Origin of the sequence: Sulfitobacter sp. SBS6, assembly GCF_048285585.1 — a bacterium.
Taxonomy (GTDB): domain Bacteria; phylum Pseudomonadota; class Alphaproteobacteria; order Rhodobacterales; family Rhodobacteraceae; genus Sulfitobacter; species Sulfitobacter pontiacus.
In genome coordinates this window covers 1-15,554 of record NZ_JBLWBA010000008.1, presented here as the reverse complement: position 1 = coordinate 15,554, position 15,554 = coordinate 1, and the positions used below count along the sequence as shown (strand labels likewise).

Sequence of the window (15,554 nt, the reverse complement as noted above, 5' to 3'; positions counted from 1 at the left end):
CCCTCGGGTTTGCGCCGTTTTCTTTTGTGCAGCGTCAGGCCGATGCGACCCTTGGCCTGCCTGTCGCCTCGACCGTCAGCAGCGCTTCGATAAAGACCTTGCGGCTTTCGACCTCAGCATGGCGGATGTCGCGTTGCACATCGATCTGCACATCGACCACCCCCGCCGCCCGCGCCGCCGCCTCTGCCTTGTCGCGCAGGGTTGCCTCAAGCGTGCCCAGCGCCTGTGCCTGATCCGTGAAATCCTGCGGCCCGTCGGCCAGATACACCCTGAACCGCCCCTCTGCAGGCGAGGTCACCGTGCCGCTTTCCCGCATGGTCACACGCCCGACGACTGCTCCGATGGCATTGGCCACTGCGGCGTGTTCGGGCAGGATCATCTGCGTACCCAACCGTTCCCCCACCGCCGGATAATAGGCCGCGGCAGAGGCTCCCAGCCCGATCACCGGCACGTTCAACGCCGCCTCGATCCGCACAAGCCCCGCGTGCCCGCGCAACCCGCGCTGCAACAGCTCGTGGCGGGCCAGCGTTTCGGGTTCTGTATCAAAGGCGGGCTCTTCTTCCGCCAGCGCCGCTTCCAGCATGGCCAGCGCGGTCTGTTCGGTCAGTTGATCCACAATGATCTGCGCCATAGCGGCAGGGTCAGGGGCCAGCATCTGCCCCGCGCCTGTGCGTCGCCGTCCAAACAACCGCAGCGCCTTGCCTGCGGCCTCTGCGTCCCACGCCGCGACCCGTCCCAGCACATGGCTTGCGTCCGATGGCGTAACGCCGGCCAGCTGGACCAAGCCACGCTCTACCAGACGTTTCAGCGCGCCTGTCTCTATGCGGGCGCGCAGTATGTCGGCCATCGGGTGCAGCCCGTCACCAATACGGTCCAGCAGCATTTGTTCACGCGCCGAGATCCCCTCGCGCGGTTGACTGGCCACGGCACGCACAAAGCGCCCGTCATATTCGCCGGGGGTGGTGCTGCGCAGCTGCGCATCAAGCGCGGCATGAACCACCTCGGGTGCCTCCGTCGCGATGAGGGCAATGGGCAAGACCCGCTTGGGCCCCAGCGTCACGCCGCCCTGCAAGCCTTCGGTCAGGAAATGCACCTCGCTGTCGCCCCCCAGACCAGTGGTGCGCATGGCAACGGCCTCTACCATCGTGCGGTAACTGCCGACGCGGGCCCCTGCGGGGTCGATCGCGGGCCGGCCATCGCGCAACAGGGCCACATCGGTGGTGGTGCCGCCAATATCGCTGACCAACGCACGCGTCGCACCGGTCATCCACCGCGCCCCCACGATCGAGGCCGCAGGCCCGCTGAGGATCGTTTCAATCGGCCGTTCCCGTGCCTGCGCGGCAGAGATCAGCGCCCCGTCCCCCCGCACCACCATCAGCGGGGCCGTGACGCCAATGTCGGTCAACACATCCTCGGCCCGCCCGATCAACCGGTCGATCATCCCGATCAGCCGCGCATTCAGCACCGCCGTCAGCGCCCGTTTCGGCCCGTTGAGCTTGGCCGACAGCTGATGCGAGGCCGACACGGGCCGCCCCGTCAGCTGCGTCACCAAGGCGGCGACGCGTTGTTCATGCGCGGGGTTGCGCGTGGCGAACTGGCTGGCGACGGCAAAACCGCTGACCTGTTCACGCTGCTCGGTCAAAAAGGAGATCAGCGCGGCTTCGTCCAGCGGGGCACGCTCTGCGCCTGCGTGGTCATGACCACCGCCAAGGATCAGATAGGGGTCACCGTTCAGCGCCCCTGCCAGCCCGTGCGTCTCAAGATCCCGCTTCTTGAAGCCGACATAGATCAACGCGACGCGCCCGCCCTGCCCTTCGACCAGCGCATTGGTTGCCAGCGTGGTCGACAGCGACGCCATCGCCACCTGACCCGCTGAAACATCGGCCGCCGCCAGCACGCGGCGCACGGCCTGCCCCACACCAATGGCCAGATCGGCGCGGGTGGTCAGCGCCTTGGCCGATGCGATCACCGTGGTTTCATCGCGGATCAGCACCGCATCCGTATAGGTGCCGCCCGTATCGACCCCAAGCAAAAGCGCCATTCAACTATCCTTGCACCGTTTTCCTAGGGTTTACCTGTTCCGGCGCAGCGGTCCAGCCCTGTCAGCCTTGGTTTTCGCGCAGACGGGCCACAGCCCATTGCGCCGCGTCGGCGACAGTCGCGTCCGGATCGTCCAACAGGCCCTGCGCCACAGGGGTCAGACGCGCCTGACCGGAGTTCCCAATGGCATAAAGCACATTGCGAATGAACCGGTTGCGCCCGATCCGCTTGATCGGCGAGCCGCTGAATCGCAGACGAAAGGCCGCATCATCCAACGTCGCCAGCTCTGCCAGATCGGGGGCTCCGACACCGCCGTGATAGCGCAAATCGCTCGCCGCGACGGCGAATTTGTTCCACGGGCAGGCGGCAAGGCAATCGTCACAGCCGTAGATGCGGTTGCCCATCTTGCTGCGCAGCTCTAGGTCGACCGGCCCGTTGTGTTCGATCGTCAGATAGGAAATGCAGCGCCGCGCATCCAGCTGATAGGGCGCGGGGAAGGCATTGGTCGGGCACGCCGCGAGGCAGGACCGGCACGACCCGCAGTGATCCACCTCTGCCGTGTCGGGGGTGAAATCCAATGTGGTGAAAATCGCGCCCAGAAAGGCCCAGTTCCCCCAGTCTCGGCTTAGCAGATTGGTGTGCTTGCCTTGCCAGCCCAGCCCCGCCGCCTGCCCAAGCGCCTTTTCCGGCACGGGGGCCGTGTCGACAAAGACCTTCACCTCGCAGGGTTCCTGCGCCACCAGCCATCGCGCCACCCGCTTGAGCCGTTTCTTGACGATGTCGTGGTAATCTCGCCCCTGCGCATAGACAGATACGCCCGCCTTGTCGGGGTGGTTCAGCACCTCGGTCGGGTCGTATTCAGGGGTGTAGCTTTCGGCCAACATGATCACCGACCGCGCCTCGGGCCAAAGTGCGGCAGGGTTGCCGCGCCACGCCATGCGGTCCGCCATCCACGCCATCTGCCCGTGATAGCCTGCATCGACGAAAGCCTGCAGCCGTTCGGGCACATCAGGCACCGCGTCGGGGCGGCAGATCCGGCAAGAGACAAAGCCTTCGTCCAGCGCCTGCGCCACCAACCGGCCCCGCAGGGCGTCCGTATCGGCAGCCGATGTCACAGACATCGGGCGCGGCGTGGATCAGAAATCAAGGTCATTGTAATGCTTCGGCGGCGGGAAGCCCGGCACCTGATCGGCCAGCAACGACCGGAACGCGGGGCGGGACTTGATCTTGGCGTACCAGTCCTTGACCACGTCGGACCGGTTCCAATCCACATCCGAGATATAATCGAGCGAGGATAGATGCGCCGCCGCCGCGAAATCGGCCAACGTCATCACGTCGCCTGCCAGCCAGCGCCGGTGGTCCAGCAGCCATGCCATATAGTCGATGTGATACTTGATCGCCTTGGCCCCGTCCTTGACATTGCGGCTGTCGGGAAACCCCTGCTTCATCACCTTTTTATTGACCCGTTCGTAGAGCAGCTTCGAGGTGACCTCGTCGTGGAACTTGTCATCGAACCAGCTGACCAGACGACGCACTTCAAGCCGCTGGACCGGATCAGAGGGCATCAGCGACGGTTCGGGGCGAGTCTCTTCTATATATTCGCAGATCGCGGCGCTTTCGGACATGATGATGCCGTCAAGCTGCAACACGGGCACCTTGCCCGCTGGATTGCGACGCATGAAATCTGGGTCCTGCTCCCAATACCGTTCTTCGACGCGTTCAACCTCGATCTTCTTTTCAGCGAGGCTCAGCCGGACTTTGCGGCAGAACGGCGAAAGCGGGACGTGAAACAGGCGAGCCATAAGGGGTTCCGGTACTAACAAACAGGGGTTTCATCCTCATGCCCGTCTTGGTTGGGTTTTTCAACTCTCGAAACAGGCTGCCCGTCCGTCCTTGCTGATTGTCGCCGCACCATCGCGGATCTGGGCACTGCGCTTGCGCACCGCGGCAGAGGGGCGCGCGGCCGAACGGGTTTTCGGCGACGGCAGGATCGCGGCCAGCCGCGCCGCTTGGGTTGCGGTCAGCTTGGCGGGAATCACCCCAAAGTAATGTTGCGCCGCAGCGTCGACACCAAAGATGCCTTCGTCGAACTCGGCCACATTCAGATAGACCTCGATGATGCGCCGCTTGGTCCAGACGGTTTCAACCAGCGGCGTGATCCCGGCCTCAAGCGCTTTGCGCAACCATGTGCGGCCATGCCAGAGATAGACATTCTTGACCGTCTGCTGCGACAGGGTGGATGCCCCGCGGTTCGATCCTTCGGCGATGGCGCGTTTGATCGCGGCCAGATCAAAGCCCCAGTGTTCGCAGAAATTCGCATCTTCCGCCGCCACGACAGACCGCGCCATGACAGGGGCCACGTCTTCCAGCGCGACCCATTGCTGGTCCACGCCCCCCAGCCTGCGGCCTTCGCTGAACATATAGGGGGTCGTCGGCGGGTTGATCACCGCGAACAGCAACACCAGGGCGACCAACAGGCCAAGCACGGCAAGCACCAGCTTGAACGCGCCCCGAACCACCCGCCGCTTGAGCGACCGCAGCTGCGCAGCAGGGGACGGGGTCTTGGACTTGGCTTTGCCCTTGGATTTGGAGGATGCGCGTTTTGCCATAGCCATCAGCTATATCGTGGCAATGGCTTATTGTGAACGGGCACTGCGGGCGGAAATCCCTTTTGCAAGATAGGCCCCGATCAGCGCAGAGGCCTTGGGCGACGGGTGGGTGTTATCGCTGGCAAACAGGCTGGGATCCTGACGGTCGATGACGGTTTCTGAATCAAGGAATGTCACCCCCGGGGTTTGTGCCGCAAACCGCGCGATGCGGCGTTCCAGCAGCACCAGATCATCGCGACAGCCCTCGAATGACCCTTTGCCATTGCCTGCGTAATACCCCATCCACATCACCTGCGCGCCCGTGCTGCGCAAACGCGACAGGAAGGCGGGGATTTCCCCAGTGGCGGCATCCGCCGCGATTAGCGTGTCGACCACAGGCGTGCAGGCCGCGCATTTGCAGTCGTTGAACCCCAGATCATTGGCCCCGCCGTTCACCACGATCCAGTTCCACCGCCCGCCGGGGTACTGATCCTGAATGTCGAAACCGACAGCGGACAAGAGCGTGCTGTCATTGCTGAACTGCGCCCCGGGGACGGCCTTGCTGACCACATCGCGGCCAAGGCTTGCTGCCATCGCATCGGGGATCGCCTGATCGCTTGATCCGTTCCACGCCATGACGGAATCGCCAATCACCAGAATATCGCCGCCGCCCTTGGGCGCAGCATCGGTACAGGCCGCAAGCGCGAGCCCCACCAGCAAAAGCGCCATCAGCCGGACGCGAGAGGAAACTGTTTTGATCATCCCGTAACTATAGGCCGGTTGCGGCCCCGGTAAAGCGTGGGCGACGCACAAAAGAAATCGGGCGCGAGGTTTCCCCCGCGCCCGATCTATCCGTTTTGCTTACTCCGCCGGGATCGCGTGTTCTTCGACGCTCAGCGGGGCGGGCAGATGGACCAGCATCTCTTTGGGGCAGATCTGCAGGAAGTTATCCTTTTCAATGTCCCAGTGCTGCAGGATGTCTTCGGCCTTGCGGCTGTTGGTTTCCTGCAGGTGCCGTTCAATCAGGCCCTTCAGCTGGTTTTCCCAATGCTCGACCGTGACAGGGCAGGTCACCAGCGTTTCGCGGTTCAGCATTTTGTCGGCCTTGCCATCGGGGTTGTAGAGATAGGCCATACCGCCCGTCATACCCGCGCCAAAGTTCGCACCGATCTCGCCCAGGATCACGGCCACACCGCCGGTCATGTATTCACACCCGTTGCTGCCGCAGCCTTCGATCACCACATGCGCGCCCGAGTTGCGAACGCCGAAACGTTCACCGGCACGGCCCGCTGCGAACAAAAAGCCCTTGGTCGCACCGTAAAGCACCGTGTTGCCGATGATGGTGTTGTCAGAGGCGACGATGGTGCTGGCCATAGACGGACGCACGACGATGGTGCCGCCCGACAGACCCTTGCCGACATAGTCATTCGCATCGCCCGACACTTCAAGCTTGAGCCCCGGTGCCGCGAAGGCCCCCAGCGACTGCCCTGCCGAACCGGTCAGCTTGACCGTCAGGTGATCGGGCTGCAGCTGGTTGTTCATGCCAAAGTTGCGGATGATGTGGCTTGAGACGCGGGTGCCCACGGTACGGTGCGTGTTCTGCACCGCATAGCTCAGCTGCATCTTCTCGCCATCCTCGAGGAAACGCGCGGCGTCGCGCACGATTTCAGAGTCCAGCGTGTCCAGCACAGCGTTGCGTGGCTTGTTGCGGTCATAGACGATCTCTGCCGCGCCATCGACGGTGATCAGCAGCGGGTTAAGATCCAGATCGTCAAGATGCGCAGACCCACGGCTGACCTGTGCCAGCAGATCGGCACGGCCAATCACATCATCCAGGCTACGCGCCCCGATAGAGGCGAGCAATTCGCGCACTTCGGTGGCGTAGAAGGTGATCAGGTTCACAACCTTATCCGCGTTGCCGGTGAACTTGCCACGCAGCGCTTCGTCTTGGGTGCAGACGCCGACGGGGCAGGTGTTCGACTGGCACTGACGCACCATGATACAGCCCATGGCGATCAGCGCGGCAGTGCCGATGCCGTATTCCTCGGCTCCCATCATCGCGGCCATTACGATGTCACGCCCTGTGCGTAAACCACCATCGGTCCGCAGGGTCACGCGGTCACGCAGGTTGTTCATCGCCAGAACCTGATGCGCCTCGGTCAGGCCCATCTCCCACGGCAGACCCGCATATTTGATCGAGGTCGCAGGCGATGCGCCCGTGCCGCCATTGTGGCCGGAGATCAGAATGATATCCGCCTTGGCTTTCGCCACACCGGCCGCAATCGTGCCAACGCCCGAGGACGCCACCAGCTTCACGGTCACCTTACAGCGCGGGTTGATCTGCTTGAGGTCATAGATCAGCTGCGCAAGGTCTTCGATGGAATAGATATCGTGGTGCGGCGGGGGCGAGATCAGGGTCACGCCCTTGGTCGAATGGCGCAGACGGGCGATCAGGTCGGTGACCTTCATGCCCGGAAGCTGACCACCCTCGCCGGGCTTGGCCCCTTGGGCGACCTTGATTTCAAGCTCTTCACACTGGTTCAGGTATTCGGCAGTCACACCGAAACGGCCCGACGCCACCTGCTTGATCTTGGCCGACGGGTTATCGCCGTTGGCCTCGGGCACGAAGTGCGCCGGATCTTCGCCACCCTCGCCAGAATCGGACTTGGCCCCGATGCGGTTCATCGCGACGTTCAGGGTCTTATGTGCCTCGGGTGACAGCGCGCCAAGGGACATGCCCGGCGTCACGAAACGCTTGCGAATAGAGGTGATGGATTCGACCTCTTCGATGGGCACTGGGGCCCCCAGCGGCTTGATATCCAGCAGGTCGCGCAGATGGATTGGCGGGTTGCTTTGCATCTTGGCGCTATACTGCTTCCACATCTGGTAGGATGCTTTGTTGCAGGCCATTTGCAGCATGTGCATCGACGATGCTTCCCATGCGTGGGTCTCGCCGGATTTGCGCGCCTTGTAGAAGCCGCCGATGGGCATGACGACGCCATCACCCTGCCAACCACGGTCGTGGACCGCTTCGGCCTTGCGTTGGATACCGGTCACACCGATCCCACTGATACGGCTGGTCATGCCGGGGAAGTATTCCGCGCACATCGCACGGCTCAGCCCTACGGCTTCGAAGTTCAGGCCGCCACGGTAGGAGGACATGACACTGATGCCCATCTTCGCCATGATTTTCAACAGGCCCTGATCAATCGCCTCGCGGTAGCGGGCCATTGCGGTGGTCAGGGTCATGTCCAGCAGACCACGCCCGATACGATCCGCCAGCGAATCCTCCGCAAGGTAGGCGTTCACCACGGTGGCACCACAGCCGATCAGCACAGCAAAGTAATGCGGGTCCACACATTCGGCCGAGCGCACATTGAGCGAGGTAAAGGTCCGCAGGCCCTTACGGGTCAGCTGGCTGTGCACGGCAGAGGTCGCAAGGATCATCGGCATCGCCACGCGGGTCGCATCGCTGAACTGGTCGGTCAGCACGATGTGACCAGCGCCCGAGCGCACGGCGTCTTCTGCCTCGTCTCGGATGCGGCGCAGGTTTTCGCTCAGGTTGTTGCCGCCCGGCTCGAACGTACAGTCGATGGTGACGGAATTCGCGTTGAATTCGGTCATCAACTGATCGAACTGCGCGTTCGCGAGGAACGGGCTATCAAGCACGAGGATCTCGGTCTGGGCGCTGGATTCATCCAACACGTTCTTGAGGTTCCCGAACCGCGTTTTCAGGCTCATGACGCGGAATTCACGCAGGCTGTCGATGGGAGGGTTGGTGACCTGGCTGAAGTTCTGGCGGAAGAAGTGGCTGAGCGGGCGGTACTGGTTCGACAGAACCGCCGACGGGGTGTCATCGCCCATGGACGCCAAGGGCTCTTTCGCGTCTTCGGCCATCGGTGCGAGGATCTGCTCGAGGTCTTCGATGGTATAGCCCGCTGCCACCTGACGGCGGCGCAGCTCATCGCCCGAGAACAGCGCCTTTTCCTCGACATCGCCAAGCGCTTTGTCCAGCTCGTTGATTTTGCCGACCCATTCACCAAAGGGACGCGACGCGGCGAGCTTGTCCTTGATCTCGGTGTCGCCGAACATCTTGCCTTCTTCGATGTCGACCGCCAGCAGCTGACCGGGGCCAAGCGCGCCTTTACGCACGACATTCGCCTCGTCCTGCGGGACCATCCCCGCCTCGGAACCCGCGATCAGCATGCCGTCACCGGTGACGACGAAACGCATGGGGCGCAGGCCGTTACGGTCAAGACCGGCGCAGACCCAACGGCCATCGGTCATGGCCAGCGCTGCGGGACCATCCCAAGGCTCCATCACCGAGTTGCAATAGGAATACATGTCGCGCCATGCCTGAGGCAGCTCGACCGCCTGCTTTGACCAGCTTTCAGGCACCAGCATGGTTTTCGCCATCGGGGCCGAACGACCCGCGCGCACCAGGACTTCGAACACCGAATCCAGCGCGGCAGAGTCGGACGACCCCGCGGCGACGATCGGTTTGATATCTTCGGCCATGTCGCCAAAGGTGCCCGAGGCCATCCGGATCTCGTGGCTTTTCATCCAGTTGACGTTACCCTTGAGCGTGTTGATCTCGCCGTTGTGGGCCAGCATGCGGAAGGGCTGCGCCAGCCACCACTGCGGGAAAGTGTTGGTGGAATAGCGCTGGTGATAGATCGCAAAGGCGGATTCAAAGCGTTCGTCCATCAGGTCGGGGTAGAAGTTGGCAACATCCTGCGCCAGCATCATGCCCTTGTAGATGATCGACCGGCAGGACATCGACGCGATGTAAAGCGTTGGCACCTGAGCGGCCAGCGCGGCTTTCTCGATGCGGCGACGGATGACGTAAAGCTCGCGCTCGAATGTTTCCTCGTCCACGCCCTTGGCGTTGGAAATCAGGATCTGTTCGATCTCGGGACGGGTCGCGTTGGCCTTTTCCCCCAGAACCGACGTATCGACGGGCACGTGGCGCCAGCCGTAGATATAGTAGCCCATCCGCAGCACTTCGGTTTCAACGATGGTCCGGCAGGTTTCCTGCGCGGCAAAGTTGGTGCGCGGCAGAAAGACCTGACCGATGGCGATCAATTCGCCTTCGCGCGGGCTGTGACCGGTGCGACGCACCTGATCGTAGAAAAAATTGACGGGGATCTGCACGTGGATGCCCGCGCCGTCGCCGGTCTTGCCATCGGCATCCACCGCACCACGGTGCCAGATCGCCTTGAGCGCCTTGATCCCGTTTTCGACAACCGCGCGGCTGCTGGAGCCGTCGATGTTCACAACAAGACCCACCCCGCAGGATGAATGCTCTTCTTCTTCGGAATACAGACCGTTTTCTGCCATGAAGGCGCGTTTTGCTTCTTCGCGTGCTACCCAGGCGTCATCATATTTGGTCATTTGGAATCTCCTAAATCGGGCGCGCCCGAGGCGCGAAATATCAGTTGAAAGGGGCGCTTATTCGGCCGCGATGGCCACGCTGGCCCCCATCTTTTCAAGGATCGCCTGCGCACAGTCGCGCCCGTCCTTGATGGCCCAGACCACAAGCGACGCACCGCGCACGATATCGCCCACAGCATAGACGCCATCCAGTTCGGTCGCGCCGGTGATATAGTCGGCCTTGACCGTGCCCCAACGGTTGACCGGCAGCTCGGGCGTGTTCCACAGCGTGGGCAGGTCTTCGGGTTCAAAGCCAAGCGCCATGATCACAAGATCCGCCTCTTCGACATAATCGGCACCCTCGATCACCTCGGGGGCCTGACGGCCCGAGACATCCGGCGCGCCAAGGCGCATCTTTTGCACGACGACGCCGGTCACCGGATCACCGACGAACCCTTTGGGCGCGGACAACCATTCGAAGACCACGCCTTCTTCCTCGGCGTTTTGCACTTCGCGTTGCGAGCCGGGCATGTTGGCGCGGTCACGGCGGTACAGACATTTGACCGAGGTCGCCCCCTGACGGATCGAGGTCCGTACACAGTCCATCGCGGTATCACCGCCGCCGATCACGACGACGCGCTTCCCTTGAGCATTGAAACGGCCGGAATCGAATTCCTCTACCTTGTCGCCAAAGCTTTTGCGGTTGCTCACGGTCAGGAAATCAATCGCGCGCTCAAGGCCAACGCCGCCGACGCCGGGGGCTTGGATGTCGCGTGTTTTATAGACGCCCGTCGCGATGATCACGGCGTCATGCTTGGCGCGGATATCGGCAAAGCTGATGTCGACGCCCACATCGCAGTTCAATTCAAAGTTAACGCCACCTTCGGCCAGCTGGTCGTTGCGGCGCATGACGACATCTTTTTCCAGCTTGAAACCGGGGATGCCGTAGGTCAGCAAACCACCCGCGCGGTCATAGCGGTCATAGATGGTGACCTGCACACCCGCGCGGCGCAGCACGTCGGCTGCGGCCAGACCACCGGGGCCCGCGCCGATGATACCAACGGATTCGGCGCGTTCGGTCTTGGGCTTGATCGGCTGCACCCAGCCATTTTCCCACGCGGTATCGGTGATGTATTTCTCGACCGAGCCGATGGTCACAGTGCCGTGGCCCGATTGTTCGATCACACAGTTGCCTTCGCACAGACGGTCCTGCGGGCAGATGCGGCCGCAGATTTCCGGGAAGGTGTTTGTCGCCTGGCTGACCTCATAGGCCTCTTGCAGACGCCCTTCGGCGGTCAGGCGCAGCCAGTCGGGGATGTTATTGTGCAGCGGGCAATGGGTCTGGCAATAGGGAACGCCACATTGGCTACAGCGGCTGGACTGCTCCTGCGCTTTCTCATCCGCGTATTCCGCATAAATCTCTTTAAAGTCTTCACGACGCAGATTCGGCATCCGTTTTTCGGGCATATCCCGGGAAACCGTTGTAAACTTGAGCATTGGCTGCTTTGCCATCTTGGATCTCTCCGCCTGAAACACGTTGCTGCCCCCTCATACACAGGGGCCAAACGATTATAAAGGCAGCATTGCTGACCTATATGCGGTTTATTTCATATTAACCCCGATATTCTCGCAAATTTACCATATATTTACGTCCGATTCGGACCCAATTACAGGCTTTCCTTCCAGCCCCCCAAAGTTATACGCCTATGCCATCGCCAATGACCCAAAGGCCGGCCCCCTTATGACCCTGTTCCAACTGCTGCTTGTCGCAATCATTCAGGGTCTGACAGAGTTCCTCCCTGTCTCTTCCTCGGGTCATTTGATCCTGCTGCCGACGCTGACCGGCGGGCCGGATCAGGGGCTGGCGATTGATGTCGCGGTGCATGTGGGCACGCTTCTTGCGGTCGTGCTCTACTTCCGGTCTGAGGTCGCAGAAGCCACCATCGGGCTTGGTCGCCTGCTGCGCGGCAAGATGGACACCCCCGGCGCAAGGCTGGCCGCCCTGCTGATCCTCGCAACACTTCCGGTGCTGGTCGTCGGGCTGGCGTTCAAGCTGCTGGGGATTGACGAAATGCTCCGCTCTGTCGCGGTGATCGGCTGGACCATGCTGCTGTTCGGTATTGTGCTCTATTGGGCGGATCACACGGGGCGCAGCGATCGGGATACTGACGACTGGGATGTCAAAGGTGCCGTCTGGATGGGACTGGCGCAGGCGCTTGCGCTGATCCCCGGCACGTCGCGGTCGGGCATCACCATCACCGCCGCCCGCAAACTGGGCTACGACCGCGCCAGCGCCGCAACGCTGTCCATGCTGATGTCGATTCCCACTATCCTCGCCTCTGGCGCGCTTTTGTCATTGGATGTGATCGGGCAAGCCGACGCGCAGCTCGCGCGCGACGCGTCGATCGCTGCGAGCTTCGCCTTTGTTGCCGCACTGGCGGCACTGGTCCTGATGATGCGCTTGCTGCGCAGCGTGAATTTCACCCCCTACGTCATCTATCGCATCCTGCTGGGGGCAGCGCTTTTGGTATACGCCTACAGCTAACGCAAAAGGCCCCGCCGTCGCCGGCAGGGCCTTTCCAAATTCGACATCGAAATCGTTAGGTCCGCAGGTTCTTCGCGGATTGCTTGATCTCGTCATACTGGCCCGAGGGGCGGAACCGCCACAGGTACTCGGGCAGGACGGAGCCCATGGACACGGGGCTGATCCCCAAAGCATCAAAGCCCTGCGCCCCCTCGCCCACAACATTGTCATGCGCCAGGTTCTTGACCTGATCACGGGTCAGCGTGTTGTTCTTGACAAGGCCGAGCGTCACCGACTGCAACACATCAAGGCCAAAGGCGATCACCTTCGCCACGAAAGTCGGCAAGGCGACGACCATGCGGCGACGGTTCACCACGTCAAGCATACGCTGCATCAGGCCGCGAAAGCTTTCGACCTCGGGGCCACCCAATTCGTAAATACCGGCAGGGGCCTTGCCTGTCACCGCAAGCTCCGCCGCGTGGGCCACGTCATCTACATAGACGGGCTGGAACAGCGTATCCGCACCCACAGCCGGGATCGCAGGGCTGATGCGCGTCATACCAGCGAAACGGTTAAAGAAGTCATCCTCGGGGCCGAACACGATCGAGGGGCGCAGGATGACAGCCTGCGGCATATGCTTGAGCACACCGGCCTCCCCCATCGCCTTGGTCTGGGCATATTCGCTATCCGCTTCGGCATCCGCCCCGATGGCAGAGATTTGCACAAAACGCGTGATCCCTTCGGCGGCGGCCAAGCGCGCAATGCGTTCTGCGCCGTCGGCCTGAATGGCGTCAAAGGTGTTCTTCCCCGCCTCGGCCAGAATACCGACGCAGTTCACCACCGCATCAGCGCCCTGCAGCGCATCGCGCACCGAAGCGTCATCACGGATGTTGCAAAAGACCGGTTCGACCTGGCCGACAGTCCCGTAGGTGCGCACAAACAGCGCCTCGTTCGGGCGACGCACCGCGACGCGCACCCGCCACCCCGCCAACGCCATGCGACGAACGATATACCGCCCCACAAACCCGGAGCCGCCGTAAACCGTGACCAGCTTTGCCATGATGATACCCCTGACCAGAAAATCTAGCGCTACAGATACATCCAGCCCCCCTCGGGAACAAGCAGCAATTCCGGCAGAGATCGCCTCGAAAGCCCGACCCACCGCACCAAACCTCGGTTTTCCGGATTTATTTTCACACCGTTTCATTTTGTTGCGAGAATCCAATTGACACCCCCGCCCCACAACAATAAACGCTCCCTCACAACCCCCCTGTGCCCAGGTGGCGGAATGGTAGACGCGCTAGCTTCAGGTGCTAGTACTGGCAACGGTGTGGAGGTTCGAGTCCTCTCCTGGGCACCACTTATCCCCGATAAGTCGCTGTTTTGTTTCACTTCTACCTAGTGCTGCCTTAGCGATCGTTGTCCCTGCCCATCGAACTGCCCTTTCAAATTAGCATCGCATCTGCGGCATACCAGCCACCATCGACAGCGCCATCAAAGACGCCCCACTGGCGTCAGGCCCGCTTCACATCCATGTGATATGTCAAAAGTTAAGTCGATTTGTCGCCACTTATCGCTAATGAAATTGCAGAAACTACTATAAACTAGGCCGGTCCGGATCATTTGACCGACCCACAGGCCACCAGAGGATAAAGACATGGCGAGCTTTTTTGCGTTTGGTATCGATGTTATCAATAATCCCGCTGTGTCCACAAACTCCAGCGCAGGCCAAGACGGCGCTGGTCAGATGACACTTTCCGGTGGCAGCCAGCCCTTCGCTGACGATGCCATCATCGAATTCATCACACAGAATGAAACGGCAGACGGTGAACTTGACGGGGGATCGTCCTTCATCGGGATCAAGGTCTATGCCAGTGCTGCCGACTATAACGCCGGCATCGTCCAATATAATTACGTTCCGATGAACCCCGGCCAATCGGCGAATATCCAAAGCGATGTCAGCGGACTTGGCGACACCTACGTGCGGTTCAACGCCAACGTTCTGGTGCCCCGCACTGAAAGCGGTGCCAACGACCCAAGCGCGCCGACATTTGGGAATCTACTGGTGGCACCAGGTACCAATGCGGGCGACAATATCGGCACACTCAAGATCGACCGCAATACGGACCAGGATTTTGACGGCGACGGCTCCATCGCATCCGGTACGTTGGAGGATGGCAACGGCAAGTTCTATGTCGGGAACACCGTGCCATGTTTCACCGCGGGCAGCCTGATCGCCACTGCAAAAGGCGACACCCCTGTAGAGCACTTGAAAGCCGGTGACGCTGTCATCACACGCGACCACGGAATGCAGAAAGTCTCTTGGGTCGGTGCACGCCAGCTGACAGCGGCGGAGCTGGTCGTCTATCCACACCTGCGCCCCGTTTTGATCACGGCGGGTGCTCTCAGCGCTGGAACGCCGGAACGCGACCTTATCGTTTCACCCAACCACCGAATATTGCTTTCCGATGCGCGATCGATGCTACATTTTGGTCAGGGTGAAGTCCTCGTCGCCGCGAAGCACTTGGTGAATGGTGACACGATCCGGACGCTCACGCCTCCTTCTGTTCAATACGTGCACCTGATGTTCGAAAGCCATCAGCTTGTGCTGTCGGACGGGGCATGGACAGAAAGCTTTCAGCCGGGAGTAGAGACACTCCAAAGCATCGGCCAAGCGCAACGCGACGAGATCCTGGCCCTGTTCCCCGCGCTTTCAGGGCAGATCGGGATAAAGCAATACAACGCCGCGCGTAACACGCTGAAACGCCATGAGGCACGCCTGCTGCGGCTCTAGGGCGCGTTCAGGTTTATGGAGCGGAGCGGTTACAGTTTGCGCTCTTGCTGAGGTGTCTCTGTGCGAATCTTCGTGTTCACGAAGCATCCCACTTCCGCAAATTCAGGTACAGGTCGCGGGGCCTGCGTTCCTATCAGGTCACCCCTCGCGCCATCACGTTGGCTCAAAACGCCACAAGGCCCGCAAGCGATGCGGGCGTTGGTGAATGCGAAAGTTCGCTAAATCTGGTTGCGGG

General features: G+C 61.5%; 10 protein-coding genes and 1 tRNA gene. 3 read left to right on the top strand and 8 right to left on the bottom strand.

Going from position 1 to position 15,554, the window contains the following annotated elements; all coding sequences use genetic code 11:
• Nucleotides 1–34 precede the first annotated feature (34 nt).
• From ACNQ62_RS13730 to ACNQ62_RS13700, 7 genes are all read right to left on the bottom strand, one after another.
• The gene (locus ACNQ62_RS13730) at nucleotides 35–2,041 is read right to left on the bottom strand and encodes a hydantoinase/oxoprolinase N-terminal domain-containing protein (protein WP_418095083.1); all 2,007 of its coding nucleotides are present in this window, start codon (nucleotides 2,039–2,041) and stop codon (nucleotides 35–37) included.
• A gap of 61 nt (nucleotides 2,042–2,102) precedes the next feature.
• Nucleotides 2,103–3,161 (bottom strand): tRNA epoxyqueuosine(34) reductase QueG, encoded by a 1,059-nt coding sequence (gene queG, locus ACNQ62_RS13725; RefSeq protein ID WP_418095082.1) that lies wholly within the window; start codon nucleotides 3,159–3,161, stop codon nucleotides 2,103–2,105.
• Nucleotides 3,162–3,176: 15 nt separating this feature from the next.
• Nucleotides 3,177–3,842, bottom strand: a complete 666-nt coding sequence (locus ACNQ62_RS13720) for a glutathione S-transferase family protein (protein ID WP_005850934.1) — start codon at nucleotides 3,840–3,842, stop codon at nucleotides 3,177–3,179.
• A gap of 60 nt (nucleotides 3,843–3,902) precedes the next feature.
• Nucleotides 3,903–4,649, bottom strand: a complete 747-nt coding sequence (gene mtgA, locus ACNQ62_RS13715) for a monofunctional biosynthetic peptidoglycan transglycosylase (RefSeq protein WP_278425350.1) — start codon at nucleotides 4,647–4,649, stop codon at nucleotides 3,903–3,905.
• A 27-nt stretch (nucleotides 4,650–4,676) separates the two neighbouring features.
• Complete coding sequence (locus tag ACNQ62_RS13710) at nucleotides 4,677–5,390, bottom strand: SGNH/GDSL hydrolase family protein (RefSeq protein ID WP_418095081.1); 714 nt, start codon at nucleotides 5,388–5,390, stop codon at nucleotides 4,677–4,679.
• Between the two features lie 99 nt (nucleotides 5,391–5,489).
• Nucleotides 5,490–10,022: a glutamate synthase large subunit gene (gene gltB, locus ACNQ62_RS13705; RefSeq protein ID WP_132997426.1), complete on the bottom strand. Its 4,533-nt coding sequence runs from the start codon at nucleotides 10,020–10,022 to the stop codon at nucleotides 5,490–5,492.
• Between the two features lie 57 nt (nucleotides 10,023–10,079).
• The gene (locus tag ACNQ62_RS13700; RefSeq protein WP_037942908.1) at nucleotides 10,080–11,513 is read right to left on the bottom strand and encodes an NAD(P)-dependent oxidoreductase; all 1,434 of its coding nucleotides are present in this window, start codon (nucleotides 11,511–11,513) and stop codon (nucleotides 10,080–10,082) included.
• A gap of 229 nt (nucleotides 11,514–11,742) precedes the next feature.
• Between ACNQ62_RS13700 and ACNQ62_RS13695 the strand changes: the two genes are divergently transcribed.
• Nucleotides 11,743–12,546: an undecaprenyl-diphosphate phosphatase gene (locus ACNQ62_RS13695; RefSeq protein WP_418095080.1), complete on the top strand. Its 804-nt coding sequence runs from the start codon at nucleotides 11,743–11,745 to the stop codon at nucleotides 12,544–12,546.
• 55 nt (nucleotides 12,547–12,601) lie between these two features.
• Here the strand turns inward: ACNQ62_RS13695 and ACNQ62_RS13690 are convergent, their stop codons facing one another.
• Nucleotides 12,602–13,585 (bottom strand): complex I NDUFA9 subunit family protein, encoded by a 984-nt coding sequence (locus tag ACNQ62_RS13690; protein WP_418095079.1) that lies wholly within the window; start codon nucleotides 13,583–13,585, stop codon nucleotides 12,602–12,604.
• A gap of 214 nt (nucleotides 13,586–13,799) precedes the next feature.
• On the opposite strand from ACNQ62_RS13690, the gene ACNQ62_RS13685 reads away from it, so the two are divergent.
• Together ACNQ62_RS13685 and ACNQ62_RS13680 are read left to right on the top strand one after the other, a co-directional pair.
• Nucleotides 13,800–13,885: transfer RNA gene (locus ACNQ62_RS13685), tRNA-Leu, on the top strand.
• A gap of 297 nt (nucleotides 13,886–14,182) precedes the next feature.
• Nucleotides 14,183–15,319 (top strand): Hint domain-containing protein, encoded by a 1,137-nt coding sequence (locus ACNQ62_RS13680; protein ID WP_418095078.1) that lies wholly within the window; start codon nucleotides 14,183–14,185, stop codon nucleotides 15,317–15,319.
• The last annotated feature ends 235 nt before the right edge of the window (nucleotides 15,320–15,554 follow it).